15 protein-coding genes are annotated in these 16,567 nt (G+C 71.9%); 8 read left to right on the top strand and 7 right to left on the bottom strand.

Annotated elements, in window-relative coordinates; translation table 11 throughout:
• The first annotated feature begins 156 nt into the window (after window positions 1-156).
• On the top strand, window positions 157-852 hold the full coding sequence (locus ABZ562_RS04065) for a VTT domain-containing protein (RefSeq protein ID WP_361473690.1): 696 nt from the start codon (window positions 157-159) through the stop codon (window positions 850-852).
• Window positions 853-1,103: 251 nt separating this feature from the next.
• Window positions 1,104-2,804, top strand: coding sequence for a threonine/serine exporter family protein (locus tag ABZ562_RS04060; protein WP_361473687.1), 1,701 nt, complete (start codon window positions 1,104-1,106; stop codon window positions 2,802-2,804).
• A 78-nt stretch (window positions 2,805-2,882) separates the two neighbouring features.
• Here the strand turns inward: ABZ562_RS04060 and ABZ562_RS04055 are convergent, their stop codons facing one another.
• Window positions 2,883-3,374, bottom strand: a complete 492-nt coding sequence (locus tag ABZ562_RS04055; protein ID WP_009716864.1) for an inorganic diphosphatase — start codon at window positions 3,372-3,374, stop codon at window positions 2,883-2,885.
• 368 nt (window positions 3,375-3,742) lie between these two features.
• On the opposite strand from ABZ562_RS04055, the gene dacB reads away from it, so the two are divergent.
• The 6 genes from dacB (at window position 3,743) to folE (ending at window position 11,342) form a co-directional block, all read left to right on the top strand.
• Window positions 3,743-5,155 (top strand): D-alanyl-D-alanine carboxypeptidase/D-alanyl-D-alanine-endopeptidase, encoded by a 1,413-nt coding sequence (gene dacB / locus ABZ562_RS04050; protein WP_361474032.1) that lies wholly within the window; start codon window positions 3,743-3,745, stop codon window positions 5,153-5,155.
• A gap of 106 nt (window positions 5,156-5,261) precedes the next feature.
• Window positions 5,262-6,401: a zinc-dependent metalloprotease gene (locus tag ABZ562_RS04045; protein ID WP_361473685.1), complete on the top strand. Its 1,140-nt coding sequence runs from the start codon at window positions 5,262-5,264 to the stop codon at window positions 6,399-6,401.
• A 201-nt stretch (window positions 6,402-6,602) separates the two neighbouring features.
• Entirely contained in the window at window positions 6,603-7,724 is a 1,122-nt protein-coding gene (tilS, locus tag ABZ562_RS04040) for a tRNA lysidine(34) synthetase TilS (RefSeq protein WP_361473682.1), read from the top strand.
• A 62-nt stretch (window positions 7,725-7,786) separates the two neighbouring features.
• Window positions 7,787-8,326 carry a hypoxanthine phosphoribosyltransferase gene (gene hpt, locus ABZ562_RS04035; protein WP_055547184.1) on the top strand — a complete coding sequence of 180 codons (540 nt, stop codon included), beginning with the start codon at window positions 7,787-7,789 and terminating at the stop codon, window positions 8,324-8,326.
• A 245-nt stretch (window positions 8,327-8,571) separates the two neighbouring features.
• The gene (gene ftsH / locus ABZ562_RS04030; protein ID WP_361473680.1) at window positions 8,572-10,614 is read left to right on the top strand and encodes an ATP-dependent zinc metalloprotease FtsH; all 2,043 of its coding nucleotides are present in this window, start codon (window positions 8,572-8,574) and stop codon (window positions 10,612-10,614) included.
• A 122-nt stretch (window positions 10,615-10,736) separates the two neighbouring features.
• Entirely contained in the window at window positions 10,737-11,342 is a 606-nt protein-coding gene (gene folE, locus ABZ562_RS04025; RefSeq protein WP_361473677.1) for a GTP cyclohydrolase I FolE, read from the top strand.
• A 19-nt stretch (window positions 11,343-11,361) separates the two neighbouring features.
• Here folE and ABZ562_RS04020 read toward each other — a convergent pair whose 3' ends face one another.
• The 6 genes from ABZ562_RS04020 to ABZ562_RS03995 form a co-directional block, all read right to left on the bottom strand.
• On the bottom strand, window positions 11,362-11,859 hold the full coding sequence (locus tag ABZ562_RS04020; protein WP_361473674.1) for a DUF3180 domain-containing protein: 498 nt from the start codon (window positions 11,857-11,859) through the stop codon (window positions 11,362-11,364).
• A 64-nt stretch (window positions 11,860-11,923) separates the two neighbouring features.
• Entirely contained in the window at window positions 11,924-12,517 is a 594-nt protein-coding gene (folK, locus tag ABZ562_RS04015) for a 2-amino-4-hydroxy-6-hydroxymethyldihydropteridine diphosphokinase (protein ID WP_361473671.1), read from the bottom strand.
• The gene (folB, locus tag ABZ562_RS04010) at window positions 12,514-12,882 is read right to left on the bottom strand and encodes a dihydroneopterin aldolase (protein ID WP_078510390.1); all 369 of its coding nucleotides are present in this window, start codon (window positions 12,880-12,882) and stop codon (window positions 12,514-12,516) included. Before folB ends, folK begins: the two co-directional genes overlap by 4 nt.
• 266 nt (window positions 12,883-13,148) lie before the next feature.
• On the bottom strand, window positions 13,149-13,628 hold the full coding sequence (locus ABZ562_RS04005) for a nuclear transport factor 2 family protein (protein WP_055546441.1): 480 nt from the start codon (window positions 13,626-13,628) through the stop codon (window positions 13,149-13,151).
• The gene (gene folP, locus ABZ562_RS04000; protein WP_361473667.1) at window positions 13,625-14,527 is read right to left on the bottom strand and encodes a dihydropteroate synthase; all 903 of its coding nucleotides are present in this window, start codon (window positions 14,525-14,527) and stop codon (window positions 13,625-13,627) included. Before folP ends, ABZ562_RS04005 begins: the two co-directional genes overlap by 4 nt.
• A gap of 71 nt (window positions 14,528-14,598) precedes the next feature.
• Window positions 14,599-16,431, bottom strand: coding sequence for a phosphatidylglycerol lysyltransferase domain-containing protein (locus ABZ562_RS03995; RefSeq protein ID WP_361473665.1), 1,833 nt, complete (start codon window positions 16,429-16,431; stop codon window positions 14,599-14,601).
• Window positions 16,432-16,567 lie beyond the last annotated feature (136 nt).

The raw sequence follows: 16,567 nt of genomic DNA, 5'->3' as shown, positions 1-16,567 counted from the left end.
GACGGACAGCGGGAACCACGGGGACGCACACGGCGTTGATAGCTTTGGGCGGCACACTGCGAAGCGATGAACCCCGCAGCAGTCCGTACCCCGACCCTGCGGCCGGGCCTCGCACGAGCACGAGCCTGCACCCCTCGACCCAGGAGCCTGTGACCCGTGACCACCCTCGCGCTCGGCCCTCAGTGGCTGGACCCGGACTACCTGATCGAAACCTTCGGGCTGCTCGGCGTGCTGGCCATCGTCTTCGCGGAGTCCGGCCTGCTCATCGGCTTCTTCCTGCCGGGCGACTCGCTGCTGTTCACCACCGGTCTGCTGGTCACCACCGAGGTGATCAAGCAGGAGCTGTGGCTGGTGTGCGTGGCCGTCGCCGTCGCGGCGATCGTCGGTGACCAGGTCGGATATCTCTTCGGCCGGAAGGTCGGCCCGGCACTCTTCAAGCGCCCGGACTCCAAGCTCTTCAAGCAGGAGAACGTGGAGAAGGCGCATGAGTTCTTCGAGAAGCACGGACCGAAGTCGCTGATCCTGGCCCGTTTCGTGCCCATCGTGCGGACGTTCACGCCGATCATCGCGGGCGTGAGCCGGATGAACTACCGCTCCTTCATCATCTTCAACATCGTCGGCGGTGTGCTGTGGGGCACGGGCGTCACCCTGCTGGGCGCGGCGCTCGGCAAGGTCGACTTCGTCCACAAGCACATCGAGCTGATCCTGGTCGGCATCGTCCTGCTGTCCGTCATCCCGATCGCGATCGAGTTCCTGCGGGCCCGGAGCAAGGCCAAGAAGGAGGCCGCCCAGGCGCCGGCCGGGCCGGTGGCCGACCAGCAGGGCCCGCGCGGCCGGCACGCCAAGCGCTGACCGGGCGGCACGTCAAGCGCTGACCGGCGGCACGCCGAGCACTACCGGGCGGCATGCCGAGCGCCGGCCGCCCCCACCGCGAATCTTCACGCTCACTTCACAGGGGTCACTCCACTACACACCCGTCGCGCACGCTGCCCCCACTCCCACCCGGCGGCCACCGCCCCGCACAATGGGCTTCGGTGGCCGCCGATGTTGCATCGTGGCTGCTGGCTACAGTGCACGGGGAGGCGGTCGAGGAGCGAGGCGGAGTGGGGACGGAGCGACAGTACGTGCAGCGTGGCGCCGGCACGCAGGACGCGGACACGGCGGAGAACCGCAAGCCGCAGTCCGATGAGGCGCGCAGTGCCTTCACGCCGCCGCAGGGCGTGCCGAGGCCGCCCTCGCCCGATGGCGAGCACCCGACCTCGGAGTTCGCCATCCCCGAGGGGCTGGCCACCGAGCCGACCGCGCCCGAGCCCGAGGGCTCGGCCTTCGTGGCGCCCCCCGGGGTCACCACGTCCAACCAGACCACCGGCGGCTTCGCCTTCACGCCGCCGAACGGCATACCCATGGTCCGGCTGACCAAGGACGCGCCCTGGCAGGACCGGATGCGCACGATGCTGCGCATGCCGATCAGCGAGCGCCCGACGCCCGAGCGCGCCGACCCGCCGGACGACACGGGCCCCGCCGTGCCCCGTGTGCTCGATCTCACCCTCCGTATCGCCGAGCTGCTCCTCGCGGGCGGCGAGGGGGCCGAGGACGTCGAGGCGGCGATGCTCGGCGTGGCGCACGCGTACGGGCTCGACCGCTGCGAGCCCACGGTGACCTTCACCCTGCTGTCCGTCAGCTACCAGCCCTCGCTGGTCGAGGACCCGGTCACCGCCAGCCGTACGGTGCGCCGCCGGGGCACCGACTACACCCGGCTGGCCGCCGTCTTCCGGCTCGTCGACGACATCACCTCGCAGGACGACTTCACCCTGGAGGAGGCGTACCGGCGGCTCGCCGAGATCCGCCGTAACCGCCACCCGTACCCCGGCTGGGCGCTCACCGTGGCCGCCGGCGGGCTGGCCGGCGCGGCGAGCATGCTGGTCGGCGGCGCGTGGCCGGTGTTCTTCGCGGCGGCGATCGGCGCGATACTCGGCGACCGGCTGGCGTGGCTGGCGTCCGGGCGCGGGCTGCCGGAGTTCTACCAGTTCGTGGTCGCGGCGATGCCGCCCGCGGTGATGGGGATCGCGCTCAGCCTCCTGGGCGCGGGACTCCAGTCGTCCGCGGTGATCACCGGTGGGCTGTTCGCGCTGATCCCCGGACGGGCCCTGGTGGCGAGCGTCCAGGACGGGCTGACCGGGTATTACATCACCGCCGCGGCCCGGCTGCTGGAGGTCGGCTACCTGATCGTCGGCATCGTCTGCGGCGTGCTCACCGTGCTGTACGGGGGGCTCCAGCTGAACGCCAAGCTGAACCCGGAGGCGGCGCTGGGCCACGACGTGCGGCCGGTCACCCAGACCCTGGCGGCGATGCTGCTGGCGCTGACGTTCTGCATCCTGCTCCAGCAGGAACGTCACACCGTGCTGTTCGCCACGCTCAACGGCGGGGTCGCCTGGGTGGTCTACGGCTCCCTCGCGGACACCGCCCAGGTGCCGCCCGTGGCCGCCACGACCGTGGCCGCCGGGCTGGTCGGCCTCTTCGGCCAGCTGCTCTCCCGCTACCGCTACGCGTCCGCCCTGCCGTACGTCACGGCGGCGATCGGACCGCTGCTGCCCGGTAGCGCCACGTACTTCGGACTGCTCGCCCTCGCGCAGGGAAATCTGGACCGCGGCATCCCCCATCTCACCCAGGCGGCGGCACTGGCCCTGGCGATCGCCATCGGGGTGAACCTGGGTGGCGAGGCGGCCCGGTTGTTCCTCAAGGTCCCGGGCGGCGCGGACGACCCCTCGGGCCGTCGCGCGGCCAAGCGCACCCGCGGCTTCTGATCTGCGGCTGTCCCGCTCTGACCTGCGGAAACGCAAACGGGCCGGTCCTGAAGGACCGGCCCGTTCGCGTATCGGGGCTCAGTGGCCGCCGGACGCCTCCAGGCGCTTGATGGACGCCTCGACCTCGGCCTCGGCCTCGGCGCGTCCCACCCAGTTGGCCCCCTCGACCGACTTGCCGGGCTCCAGGTCCTTGTAGACCTCGAAGAAGTGCTGGATCTCCAGGCGGTCGAACTCGGACACGTGGTGAATGTCACGCAGATGCTCGACCCGCGGGTCCGACGCGGGCACGCACAGCAGCTTGTCGTCGCCGCCCGCCTCGTCGGTCATCCTGAACATGCCGATGGCACGGCACTTGATCAGGCAGCCGGGGAACGTCGGCTCGTCGAGAATGACCAGGGCGTCCAGCGGGTCGCCATCCTCGCCGAGGGTGTTCTCGACAAAGCCGTAATCCGCCGGGTAGCTGGTCGAAGTGAAGAGTCGACGGTCGAGACGGATGCGCCCCGTCTCGTGGTCCACCTCGTACTTGTTCCGCGAACCCTTCGGGATCTCGATGGTGACGTCGAACTCCACGGGTGGCTCCTCCATGATCAACACATACGTCTGGTGATTAAGTGTCCCCCACGCAGGTGTGTGGTGGCGAAAGGGGCTGGTCCGTCGTGCCTGAAGCCAGATCACGGCAGTTCAGGGAGTTGCTCGCGCGCGGGCGGACCCTCGTGCGGGACCAGTGGCGCCGCGCCCGGCTCCGAGAACGCCGGCGGTACGGCGGGGCCCGCGGGCGGTGGCTGCCCGGCCGGGCCCTCGAACAGCTTCGCGAACGGTGGTGGAACGCCCCGGTCCGTGAACCGCTCCACGAACGCCTCCGCACCCGATGGCGGCACAGCCGGACGGGGACGCGCTGGCAGCGCACCCCGGCCCAACAGCGCGCGACCTGGCGGCTGGTGGCCGTCTCCGGCACGGTCGGCCTCGCCGTCGCGGCCGGATCGGTGCTCGTCGCCGGGCCCTGGGACGCCGGTCAGCGCGACGCCGAACGCGCCCGCGCCGCCCGTGGGCCGGGCGCGGGCGGCGAGCGCCACCCCGGGGGCCGCGCCCCCAGCGCCGCGCCCGTGCTGGCCGCCCTCGGCGCGCCCGGCGCCGTACCGTCACCGGACAGCGGCGAGGACGCGGTCCCGCCGCCCACCGGCGGCGGCCTCGCCGACGCCCTGGAACCGCTGCTGGACGACCCGGCACTGGGCGACGAGCGCGCGGCGTCCGTGGTGGACGTGACGACGGGCCGGCAGGTGTTCGGGACCGGCGCGAAGGGTGCCGTGGTGCCCGCGTCGACCATCAAGCTGGCGACCGGCGCCGCCGCGCTGTCCGCCCTCGGCCCCGACTACCGGATCAAGACCACCGTCGTGGGGGACGGCGGCGACGGCATCGTGCTGGTCGGCGGCGGCGACCCGACCCTCACCGCCCGCGCCGCCAAGGGCGCGGACCGCCCCGCCTCGCTGCGCGCCCTGGCCGACGGCACCGCCCGGGCGCTGAAGAAGCGCGGCACGACGTCCGTCCGGCTCGGGTACGACACCTCGCTGTACTCCGGGCCCGGGCTGCACCCCATCGGCCCCAACGAGAACATCTCGCCCGTCACCCCGCTGATGGCCGACGAGGGCCGCCTGGACGACAGCGACCACGGCCCGGCCGCGCGCTCCGAGGACCCCGCGGCCGACGCGGCCGGAACGTTCGCCTCGATGCTGCGCGAGCGCGGCGTCGAGGTGACCGGGGAACCGCGGGCCACGGAGGCCGGAAAACACCCCCGGCCGCTGGCCACCGTCCGCTCCCGGCCGCTGTCCGCGCTCGTCGAGCGGATGCTGACCAACAGCGACAACGACATCGCCGAGGCCCTGGCCCGGCAGACCGCCGTCGCCTCCGGCGAGCCCGCGAGCTTCGCCGGCGCGGCGAAGGCCGTCACCGCCCGGCTGCAGAAACTCCGGCTGCCGGTCTCCGGCGCCCGCATCGCGGACGGCAGCGGGCTGAACCGCGACGACCACGTCTCCGCCGCGCTGCTCGCCCAGGTGCTGGTGCGGGCCGCGGACATCGGCCACCCCGAGCTGCGGCCGCTGCTCACCGGGCTGCCGGTGGCCGGATTCAGCGGCACCCTGCGCACCCGCTACGGCGCGGACACCGTCGGCCGCGGCGTGGTGCGCGCCAAGACCGGCACCCTGACCGGGGTCAACACCCTGGCGGGCAGCGTCGTCGACGCCGACGGCCGGCTGCTGGTCTTCGCGTTCATGACCAACGGCACCACCGACGCCGCGGGCGCCCAGCGCGCCCTGGACACGATGGCCTCGGCGCTCGCCAACTGCGGATGCCGGTGAGGCGGGGGCGACGTGGGTGACGCGTCGCCCGGCCGGGCGGGGGCGGCCGGGTGTGCGGGGGAGCCGTCTCCTCCCGGATGGGGCGCGGGCCACGTACCGTGAAGCCATGACGAGCATCGGTGGTGTGGAGATGGTCGACTGGAACCTGGCCGTCGCGACCGCGACCCGGCTGGTGCGTCCGGGCCCCGAAGTGAGCCGGGACGAGGCGCGCGCCGTCGTCGCGGAGTTGCGCAGGCACGCGAAATCGTCGGAGGAGCACGTACGCGGCTTCACCCGGATGGCCGTCCCCGGCGGCCCGGCCTCCGACACTCCCGTCCTCGTCGTGGACCGCGCGGGCTGGATCAAGGCCAACGTCGCGGGTTTCCGCCAGATCCTGTCGCCGCTGCTGGGCAAGATGCAGGACCGGCGCGGCGGGCTGCCCGGCGGGGCGGTGCTGGGCGCGGTCGGCGGCAAGGTGACCGGGGTCGAGCTGGGGATGCTGCTGTCGTTCCTGGCCTCCCGGGTGCTCGGCCAGTACGAGACCTTCGCGCCCGCCACCCGCGACCTGCCCGCCGGGGCCCCGGGCGGCGGCCGGCTGCTGCTGGTGGCCCCCAACATCGTCCACGTGGAGCGCGAGCTGGACGTGGCCCCGCACGACTTCCGGCTGTGGGTCTCGCTGCACGAGGAGACGCACCGGACCCAGTTCACCGCGGTGCCCTGGCTGCGCGACCACATCGAGTCCGAGATCCAGGCGTTCCTGGGCGAGACCGACGTGGATCCGGCCACCCTGCTGGAGCGGATCCGGGAGGCCGTCCAGTCGCTGGGCGGTGGACGGCCGGACGGCGAGGAGGCCGCGGGGCGCGGTGGCGCGGCCGGCATCATCGAGCTGGTCCAGACCCCGGCCCAGCGCGAGATCCTGGCCCGGCTGACCGCCGTGATGTCGCTGCTCGAGGGGCACGCGGACTACGTGATGGACGGGGTCGGGCCGGACGTCGTGCCGAGCGTGGCCGAGATCCGCGAGAAGTTCCAGAAGCGGCGGGCCAGCGGTGCCGGCCGCCTCGACCAGGCGCTGCGCAAACTGCTGGGGCTCGACGCCAAGCTGCGGCAGTACCGTGACGGTGAGCGGTTCGTGCGGGCCGTGGTGGACCAGGTCGGCATGGACGGTTTCAACCGGATCTGGACCTCCCCGAACACGCTCCCGACCAAGTCGGAGATCGGCAAACCCGCGGAGTGGGTCGCGCGGGTGCACCGTAAGGCGGAGTCGTAGAACCGGCTCACTCGGGAACGGATGAATGCTCCCGTTAATCACTCGTCCGAGGGACCGTTAGCGACGGGTAGGCGTGCGATGCTCGGGGAACAGCTCGCTTCTGTCACCATCGACATACACAGCGTGACGAATCCCCCCGCGTGACGACATTTCTCGTACGCCCCCCGAGGCACCCCCTCGCATGACAGATGGGAAACGGACATGGGTCCCCATCCAGCGGTCGCCGCGATACGCCTGGCGGTCCGCCGCGTCCTCCACGACGTCCTCGTCGACTCCCCGGCCACCCCCGCCTCCGCGCAGCATCCCCCGGCCGCCCCGGCCTCCCCGGCCCAGGCGCCCGCCCCCCGCGGCTCCGCCCCCCGCGACGGCCGCCCCCTCGTGCTCGCCGCCTGCTCCGGCGGCGCCGACTCCATGGCCCTGGCCTCCGCGCTCGCCTTCGAGGCCCCCCGGCTCGGCCTGCGCGCCGGCGGTGTCACCGTCGACCACGGCCTGCAGCCGGGCTCCGAGCTGCGCGCCGCCGAGGTCACCGAGCGGATGCGCGAGCTGGGCCTGGCCCCCGTCGAGTCCATCGCCGTGTCCGTCGGCCGGGACGGCGGCCCCGAGGCCGCCGCCCGGGACGCCCGCTACGCCGCCCTCGACTCCGCCGCCGAGCGCCACCACGCCGCCGCCGTGCTGCTCGGCCACACCCGCGACGACCAGGCCGAGACGGTTCTGCTGGGCCTCGCCCGCGGCTCCGGCACCCGCTCGCTGTCCGGCATGGCCCGCGTCTCCGGCACCGGCGGCCGCTACCGCCGCCCCTTCCTCCAGCTCGACCGGCACACCGTCCGCGAGGCCTGCCTGGCCCAGTCGCTGCCCGTCTGGGACGACCCGCACAACGTGGACCCGGCCTACACCCGCTCCCGGGTCCGCCACGAGGCGCTGCCGGTCCTGGAGAAGGCCCTCGGCAAGGGCGTCGTCGAGGCCCTCGCCCGCACCGCGCAGCTCTCCCGCGACGACGCCGACGCCCTCGACGCCTGGGCCGCCCGCGCCGAGGCCGACGTCCTGCGCACCACCCCGGCCCCCGCCCCCGGGGCCGGGCCCGATGGCCCCGACGCGGTCGAGCTGGACACCGTCGGCCTGCACGGGCTGCCCCCCGCCGTCCGCCGCCGGGTGCTGCGCCGCGCCGCCATCGCCGCGGGCGCGCCCGCGGGTTCGCTCTTCGCCCGCCACATCGAGGAAGTCGACCGGCTGATCACCGGCTGGCGGGGCCAGCGGGCCATCAACCTCCCCGGCCGCGTCGAGGTCCGCCGGGAGGGTGGCAGACTGGTGATCCGGCAGGGCTGATCCGCCCGAGCCAGATGAGCCGGTTACGTCGAACGAGAGTGGCGCGGGTGGACGACAAGGACATGGGCACCGACCTCAAGTCGGTCCTCATCACCGAGGAAGAGATCAACGCGAAGCTGGCCGAGCTGGCCGCCCGCATCGACGCCGAGTACGAGGGCAAGGACCTGCTCATCGTCGGCGTCCTCAAGGGCGCGGTGATGGTGATGGCGGACCTGGCGCGAGCCCTGTCCACGCCGGTCACCATGGACTGGATGGCCGTGTCGTCGTACGGCGCGGGCACCCAGTCCTCGGGCGTGGTGCGGATCCTCAAGGACCTGGACACCGACATCAAGGGCAAGCACGTCCTGATCGTCGAGGACATCATCGACTCCGGTCTGACGCTGTCCTGGCTGCTGTCGAACCTGGGGTCGCGCGAGCCCGCCTCGCTGAACGTGTGCACGCTGCTGCGCAAGCCGGAGGCGGCCAAGGTCGCCATCGACGTGAAGTGGGTCGGCTTCGACATCCCGAACGAGTTCGTCGTCGGATACGGCCTCGACTACTCGGAGAAGTACCGCAACCTGCGGTTTGTCGGGACCCTGGCCCCGCACGTCTACGGCGGCTGAGAGCACCGCCTTCCCCTGGGAACCTGGCGCGGTTTTCCGCCGTTGGAGCAGGGGAAGGCGGATGTGTTAACACTCCACGGCGGCGTCGGGTGACAATGCTGGGGTACCGTCCGAAGGTCAGTCTTTTTCGAGACTGAGGATTACACAGCTCATACACCACTAAATACACCGCACGCACAGGCGCCCCTCCAGGGCTGCCGTGCCTCACTGTGGCAGGAGGGACGGGGCGGTTTCGCCCCGTATGGATGGACGTGAAGCGCTACTTCCGTGGGCCGGTCATGTGGATCGTGCTGGCCGTCCTCGCCGTGGTCGTGTTGATGCAGGTCGTCGGCTCGTCCGGCGGCTACAAGTCGGTGGACACCAGCCAGGTCGTCAAGGCGATCAATAGGAACCAGGTCCAGTCCGCCGAGCTGACGACCGGCGACGAGCACAAGATCAAGGTCGAACTCAAGGACAACGTCGCCAAGGTCTCGGGCAGCAACAAGCTCCAGGCGACCTACATCGGTGACCAGGGCGTCGACCTCGCCAGGACCCTTCAGGCGAATGCCCAGAAGGACAACGGGATCCCCGACGGGTACAACGTCTCGACGTCGAAGCAGAACCCGTTCGTCGGGATTCTGCTCTCGCTGCTCCCGTTCGTGCTGATCGTCGTGGTCTTCCTGTTCCTGATGAACCAGATGCAGGGCGGCGGCTCCCGGGTGATGAACTTCGGGAAGTCGAAGGCCAAGCTGATCACCAAGGACACGCCGAAGACGACCTTCTCCGACGTGGCGGGGTCGGACGAGGCGGTCGAGGAACTCCAGGAGATCAAGGAGTTCCTGCAGGAGCCGGCGAAATTCCAGGCCGTCGGTGCCAAGATCCCCAAGGGTGTGCTGCTGTACGGCCCGCCCGGTACGGGTAAGACCCTGCTCGCGCGCGCTGTCGCGGGTGAGGCGGGCGTCCCGTTCTACTCGATCTCCGGTTCCGACTTCGTCGAGATGTTCGTCGGTGTCGGTGCCTCCCGGGTCCGTGACCTGTTCGAGCAGGCCAAGACCAACGCCCCGGCCATCGTCTTCGTCGACGAGATCGACGCCGTCGGCCGGCACCGCGGCGCGGGCATGGGCGGCGGTCACGACGAGCGCGAGCAGACGCTGAACCAGCTGCTCGTGGAGATGGACGGCTTCGACGTGAAGGGCGGCGTCATCCTGATCGCCGCCACCAACCGGCCGGACATCCTGGACCCGGCGCTGCTGCGCCCCGGCCGTTTCGACCGGCAGATCGCCGTCGACCGCCCGGACATGCAGGGCCGTCTGGAGATCCTCAAGGTTCACCAGAAGGGCAAGCCGGTCGCGCCGGACGTCGACCTGTCGGCCGTCGCCCGCCGTACCCCCGGTTTCACCGGTGCCGATCTGTCGAACGTGCTGAACGAGGCCGCCCTGCTGACGGCCCGCAGCGACAAGAAGCTGATCGACAACCACTTCCTGGACGAGGCGATCGACCGTGTCGTGGCCGGCCCGCAGAAGCGGACCCGGATCATGAGCGACAAGGAGAAGAAGATCACCGCGTACCACGAGGGCGGACACGCCCTGGTCGCGGCGGCCTCTCCGAACAGCGATCCCGTGCACAAGGTCACGATCCTCTCCAGAGGCCGGGCCCTGGGCTACACCATGGTCCTGCCGGACGAGGACAAGTACTCGACCACGCGCAACGAGATGCTGGACCAGCTCGCCTACATGATGGGCGGCCGGGCGGCCGAGGAACTGGTCTTCCACGACCCGACCACGGGCGCCTCGAACGACATCGAGAAGGCGACCGCGACGGCCCGCGCGATGGTCACGCAGTACGGCATGACCGAGCGGCTCGGCGCGATCAAGTTCGGCTCCGACAACTCCGAGCCGTTCCTGGGCCGTGAGATGGCCCACCAGCGCGACTACTCGGAAGAGGTCGCCGCACTGGTGGACGAGGAGGTCAAGAAGCTCATCGAGGCCGCGCACAACGAGGCGTGGGAGATCCTCGTCGAGAACCGCGACGTCCTCGACAACCTGGTGCTGGCGCTGCTGGAGAAGGAGACGCTGAACAAGGAGGAGATCGCCGAGATCTTCGCCCCGATCGTGAAGCGTCCGGCCCGCCCGGCGTGGACCGGTTCCTCGCGGCGTACGCCCTCCACCCGCCCGCCGGTGCTCTCCCCCCGGGAGCTCGCCCCGGCGAACGGTGCCCAGCCCACCTCGGCGGCCTCGCTCACCAAGGCCACCACGCCCGAGGACGGCGCCGAGCGGCCCGAGGAGTCGGGCTCCGGCTCCGAAAGCTGATCCCGGCCTCCCCGGGGCTCACAAGCCCCGGGGGGACCCGGAATGAATGCCGCGTCACCCAGGTTCTAGCCTTGGTGACGCGGCATTCCGCGTTATGTGCACATGAGGAACGAGGCAGCTCCATGACGGACCCGGTGACGCTGGACGGTGAAGGCACCATCGGCGTGTTCGACGAGAAGCGAGCCGAGAACGCGATCCGCGAGCTTTTGATCGCCGTCGGCGAGGACCCCGACCGGGAAGGGCTGCGGGAGACCCCGGGGCGAGTGGCCCGCGCGTACAAGGAGATCTTCGCCGGGCTGCAGCAGGAGCCCGAGGACGTCCTGACCACCACCTTCGACCTCGGTCACGACGAGATGGTGCTGGTCAAGGACATCGAGGTGATGTCCTCGTGCGAGCACCACCTGGTGCCCTTCGTCGGGGTCGCGCACGTGGGCTACATCCCGTCCCACGACGGCAAGATCACCGGACTGTCGAAGCTGGCCCGGCTGGTGGACGTCTACGCCCGCCGCCCCCAGGTGCAGGAGCGGCTGACGACGCAGATCGCCGAGTCGCTGATGCGGATACTGGAACCGCGCGGTGTGATCGTCGTCGTCGAGTGCGAGCACATGTGCATGACCATGCGCGGGGTGCGCAAGCCCGGCGCCAAGACCCTCACCTCGGCCGTGCGCGGCCAGCTACGCGATTCGGCCACCCGGGCCGAGGCCATGAGCCTCATCATGGCCCGCTGACGGGCCCTCTGCGCTTCGTTCAGGCCCGGGCCGAGGCGCCCGGGCCCGAACCGCCCTCGTCGTCGTCCTCCGGCAGCTTGCAGACCCGCTCCAGGAAGAACGCGGCGGCCACCACGCCCGCCCCGGCCAGCACCGACGCCCCCGCGTAGATGGCCTGGTCCTGGCGGGCCGGCACGTCCAGCTGCTCCAGGGCCAGGAAGACACCCACCCCGCCGTACATCCCCGAGACCAGCGCCGCCACCAGCGCGCTCGCCTGGCCGAAAACCACCGCGCGGGCGGCCACCATCGGGTCCACGCCCTTCGCGTCCGGCTCCCGCTCCCGCTGGGCGCGCAGCCGCGCCCGCAGCGAGATCGCGGTCGCGGCCAGCACGACCGCGATCAGGGCCAGCACGATCGGCGCCGCCACCGGAACGCTCGGCAGCGACCCCAGCGTGTCCCACAGCCGGGCGCCCGCCCACGACACCACACCGGCCACGGCGAACAGCCCGACCAGCACCCCGATCCGAAGTTGCCTCACCGAGCGGTCGCCCCTCCATACATCCGTCAAGCTGCCATCCCCGGTCATCTACCGGGGTCAACGTCTATTCGGGCAGTCGCAGTTCCAGGTCCGCGCGGACCTGTACGCCGTCCTGGCCGACCTCGTGCAGCAGCGCCGAGACGCTGCCGCGCCCGGGGAACTCTGCCTGCGGGTCCACGTCGTTCCACGGCACCAGGACGAAGGCCCGCTGGTGGGCGCGCGGATGCGGCAGGGTGAGCAGCGGGTCGTCGGAGACCACGTCCTGGTAGGCCACGATGTCCACGTCGATGGTGCGCGGGCCCCACTGCTCGTCCCGCACCCGCTCGAACGCCTCCTCGATGGCGTGGCCGCGCTCCAGCAGCGAGGACGGCGGCAGGGTGGTCTTCACCAGCACCACCGCGTTGAAGTACGTCGCCTGGGTGCCCGGCTCCACGCCCCACGGCTCGGTCTCGTACACCGGGGAAACGGCCTTGACCCGCAGGCCCGGGGTGTCCTCCAGCGCGTCCACCGCGCCTTGAAGGGTCTCCAGCCGGTTGCCCAGGTTGCTGCCGAGGGAGATCACTGCCCGTTTGGGGTTGGACAGGGTCACATCGGCGGCGTCCACCTTCTCCACCACGGAGGCGGGAACGGGCTGCACGGTCGGGTCGCTGCTGCTCATACTCGGCTCCGGGTAATGGTGATGGTGACATCGTCGAAGGGAACGGTGATCGGGGCCTGCGGCTTGTGGACGACGACCTCGACCTCGCGCACCACATCATGCTTCAGGCAGGTGTCCGCTATCCGTTCGGCAAGGGTCTCGATCAACTCGACCGGCTCGCCCCGCACCACGTCCACGACCTCCTCCGCCACCACGCCGTAGTGGACGGTCTTGGTCAGGTCGTCGTCGGCGGCGGCGGGACGGGTGTCCAGGCCCAGCACGAGGTCCACGACGAAGGTCTGGCCCTCCTCGCGCTCCTCCGGGAACACGCCGTGGTGCCCACGAGCCCTCAGGCCGCGCAGCGCGACACGATCCACCCGAATCACTCCTGCTGGTCGTCGGTTTACGCGGGCACACCCCGGCCGGTCCGGAGCGCACCAGTGACCCCCTGCCGTCGGCGGGGGAACCTCCTCGAATCTACCTGCGAATGTCGGCGGCACATGCCCACGGGGTCGCGGCAGGTGCCTCCCACAGCCCGCGCCACCTTCACCTACCCGCACCTCGCACGGCTCGAACGGCACCCATTCGAGCCATCAGGGGGCCGAGAACAGGGGTGGCAAGAAGGGCGGGACGAGGGCCGTGAACGGCGCCCTCAGCCCGGCATCAGCCGGTCGTCGTCCTCGGGACCCTCCGGGCCCTCGTCGTCACGCTCCGCGAGCACCGGGGAGCCGTGGTGTGACCACACCTTCCAGCCGTCGTCGGTGCGCCGGAACACGTTGGTGGCCACCACCAGCTGGCCGACCAGCGGGCCCAGCTGCCCCTCCTCCTCCGCCGGGGCGCCGCTGAGGATGTTCTCGGTGCAGGTCACCAGCGCGGTGTCGGCCATCACCGACACCTCGACGTCGGTCAGGAAGAACTGGATGTAGTCGGTGTTCGCCATGATCAGCGCGTACGACCGCAAGACCTCGCCCCGGCCGCGCAGCACCGGCCAGCCCGGGTGCACACAGGACACCTCGGTCTCGGCGGAATCCAGCCACAGCCGGTCCAGCGCCCCGTGGTCGCCCTGCTCCATGGCCTCGTACAGCGCGGTGTTGACCAGCGCCACTCGCTCGTTGTCCGTAAGGGAAGTCACAGCGCTCCCGCCGCGTTCGCCGTGTTCTCGGAGTACCCGGCCTCGGCCGTCTCGATGGCCCGGGCCACCCGCACCGCGTCCGCGCTCGCCCGCACCTCGTGCACCCGCACCGCCCACGCGCCCTCGCGCGCGGCGATCGCGGTCACCGCGGCGGTCGCGGCGTCCCGCTCCCGGGCGGGCGGCGGGGTGTCCCCGTCCCCGGCCAGGACGCGGCCCAGGAACCGCTTCCGGGAGGCCGCGACCAGCAGCGGGCGGCCCAGTTCGCCCAGCGCGGGCAGATGCGCGACCAGCGCCAGGTCGTGCTCGGCGTTCTTGGCGAAGCCCAGCCCCGGGTCGAGCACGATCCGCTCCGGGGCGATACCGCCCGCGACGGCCCGGTCCACGCTTCGGCGCAGCTCGGTGACGACCTCGCCGACCACGTCCTCGTACACCGCGCGGCCGTTCATGTCGATCGACTGGCCGCGCCAGTGCATCACCACGAAGGGCACCTCGGCCGCGGCCACCACCGGCACCATCGCCGGGTCGGCGCGGCCGCCGCTCACGTCGTTGACCAGCAGCGCGCCCTCCGCGATCGCCCGTTCGGCGACCGTGGCCCGCATGGTGTCCACGCTGACCAGGACGCCCGCGCCGGCCAGCTCCCGCACCACCGGGATCACCCGGCGCAGCTCCTCGGCCTCGTCGACGCGCGCCGCGCCCGGCCGGGTCGACTCGCCTCCGACGTCCACCAGGTCGGCCCCGGCCGTGACCAGGCCCAGACCGTGCTTGACGGCCAGGTCGGTGTCGAACCACTGGCCGCCGTCGGAGAAGGAGTCGGGGGTGACGTTCACCACGCCCATGACCGCACACCGGTCCCATTCCGGCAGTCCGGCCACTCGGCCCCGCTCGCGCAACGTCCTCATGACCTTAAGGCTAGACGTACCGGCAGTCCGGGCGGGGGACGCGGGGGGCGGGGTGCCCGCTCGGACACCTCCTAGGCGGCCTGCTCCAGTTCGCGGCGCCGGGCCGGGGCCTGGTGCGCGCAGGGCCGGGGCTCGGCGCGCCGTCCGCGGCGCAGCAGCCGGGGCAGCGCGAGGGAGACGAACCCCTCGGCCTGCATCGCGGCCAGGCCGATGCGCGGCAGGTCCCGGGTGGTGCGGAAGACCACGAAGCGCGGTTCCCAGCGCGGCTGGAACTTGGCGTTGAACTTGTACAGCGACTCGATCTGGAACCAGCGGGACAGGAACACCAGCAGCCCCCGCCAGCCGCGCAGCACCGGGCCCGCGCCCAGCTTCTCGCCGCGCGCCAGCGCCGAGCGGAACATCGCGAAGTTCAGCGACACGCGGCTGACGCCGAGGGCCGGGGCGGCCTCCAGCGCGGCGACGATCAGCAGTTCGTTCATGCCCGGGTCGGCGCTGCGGTCGCGCCGCATCAGGTCCAGCGACATCCCGTCCGGGCCCCAGGGCACGAAGTGCAGGACGGCCTTCAGGTCCCCGAACGGGCCCTCGTCGGCGCCCTCCTCGGCGGCCTTGTGGGCGGTGGCGATCACCGATGCGCCGTCCGCCGGGTCGCCGATCCGGCCCAGCGCCATCGAGAAGCCGCGCTCGGTGTCGGTGCCCCGCCAGTCCGCCGCGGCGCGCCGGACGGTCTCCAGCTCCTCCGCGTCCAGGTCGGCGACGCGCCGCACCCTGGTCTCGTATCCGGCCCGCTCGATGCGCTTGACCATCTGGCGTACGTTGCGCATGGCGCGCCCGGAGAGGGTGAAGCCCGCGACGTCCACGATGGCCTCGTCGCCCAGCTCCAGCGCGTCCAGGCCGGTCTCCCGGGTCCACACCTCGCCGCCGGTCTCGCTGCACCCCATCACCGCCGGGGTCCAGGAGTGCGCCCGCGCCTCCTCCATGAACGCGGCGATCGCGCCCGGCCACGCCTCCACGTCGCCGACCGGGTCGCCGCTGGCGAGCATTACGCCGGAGACCACGCGGTAGCAGACGGCGGACTTGCCGCTGGGCGAGAAGATCACCGCCTTGTCGCGGCGGAGCGCGAAGTGACCGAGCGAGTCACGGTGCCCGTGGGTGGCCAGCAGGTCCCGCAGCCGCTCCTCGTCGGAGGGGGTCAGCCGGGCGGCCGGGTGCTCGGGGCGGAAGGCGAGGTACGCGGTGGTGGCGACGGTCAGCAGGCCGAGCGCGCCCAGCGAGTAGCCGACCGTGTAGTCCGCGCCGTCGCGGTAGCCGACCGGACCCTCGAAGCCGAAGAGGCCCCACAGCACGTGCGCCAGCTGCGCCGACAGCGACGGGCGGCCCTCGATGGCGTCCGGGTGCGACCGCACGATGAGCAGCCCGAGCCCGACGCTCACCCCGCCCATGACCACGAAGTTGGCCAGCGCCCTCCAGCGGCTGCGCGGGTCGGGCAGCGCGGCGAATTCGCGGCGGTAGCGGATCAGCACGCCCATCAGGACGAGCGAGAAGACGGTGCCCAGGACCGAGTGCCGGTACAGCAGCTGGGCCGCCGCGCCGACCGGCAGCAGCGCCACCGCCGCGACCCAGGCGCGGCGCTTACGCCGCTTGAGGCCGTGCGCCAGCATCAGCAGCAGCAGCCCGACCACGATCGACGCCGCGGCGGCCAGGGAGCTGACCGCGCCGGGCAGCAGCTCCGCCAGCGCGTGCACCCTGCTGTGCCTCAGCCGCGGGAAGACGATGTCCACGAGCCCGATCAGCATGCAGGCGGTGCCGACGGCCGTCGGCACCGCCTCTGGGCGCGGGCCGCGCAGCACGCGCCGTATCCGGTTGGGAACCCCTCCGGACTTTTCGGCATCTGGACTGTCAGACATTCGCATTCCCGTCGCTTCGGTCAAGAGGATCTTTGGTTCTCTGACGCAGCTTCCGCACGATTTGCGTCTATCTAGATGCGATTCGAGGCGGCGGGGTTCCGCCTCCGGCTCCCGTCGGGGGCGCCCCCGCGGTACG

Origin of the sequence: Streptomyces sp. NPDC019937, assembly GCF_040631655.1 — a bacterium.
Taxonomy (GTDB): domain Bacteria; phylum Actinomycetota; class Actinomycetes; order Streptomycetales; family Streptomycetaceae; genus Streptomyces.
The sequence above is the reverse complement of the archived record's forward strand: the minus strand, read 5'-3'. Positions and strand labels throughout refer to the sequence as shown.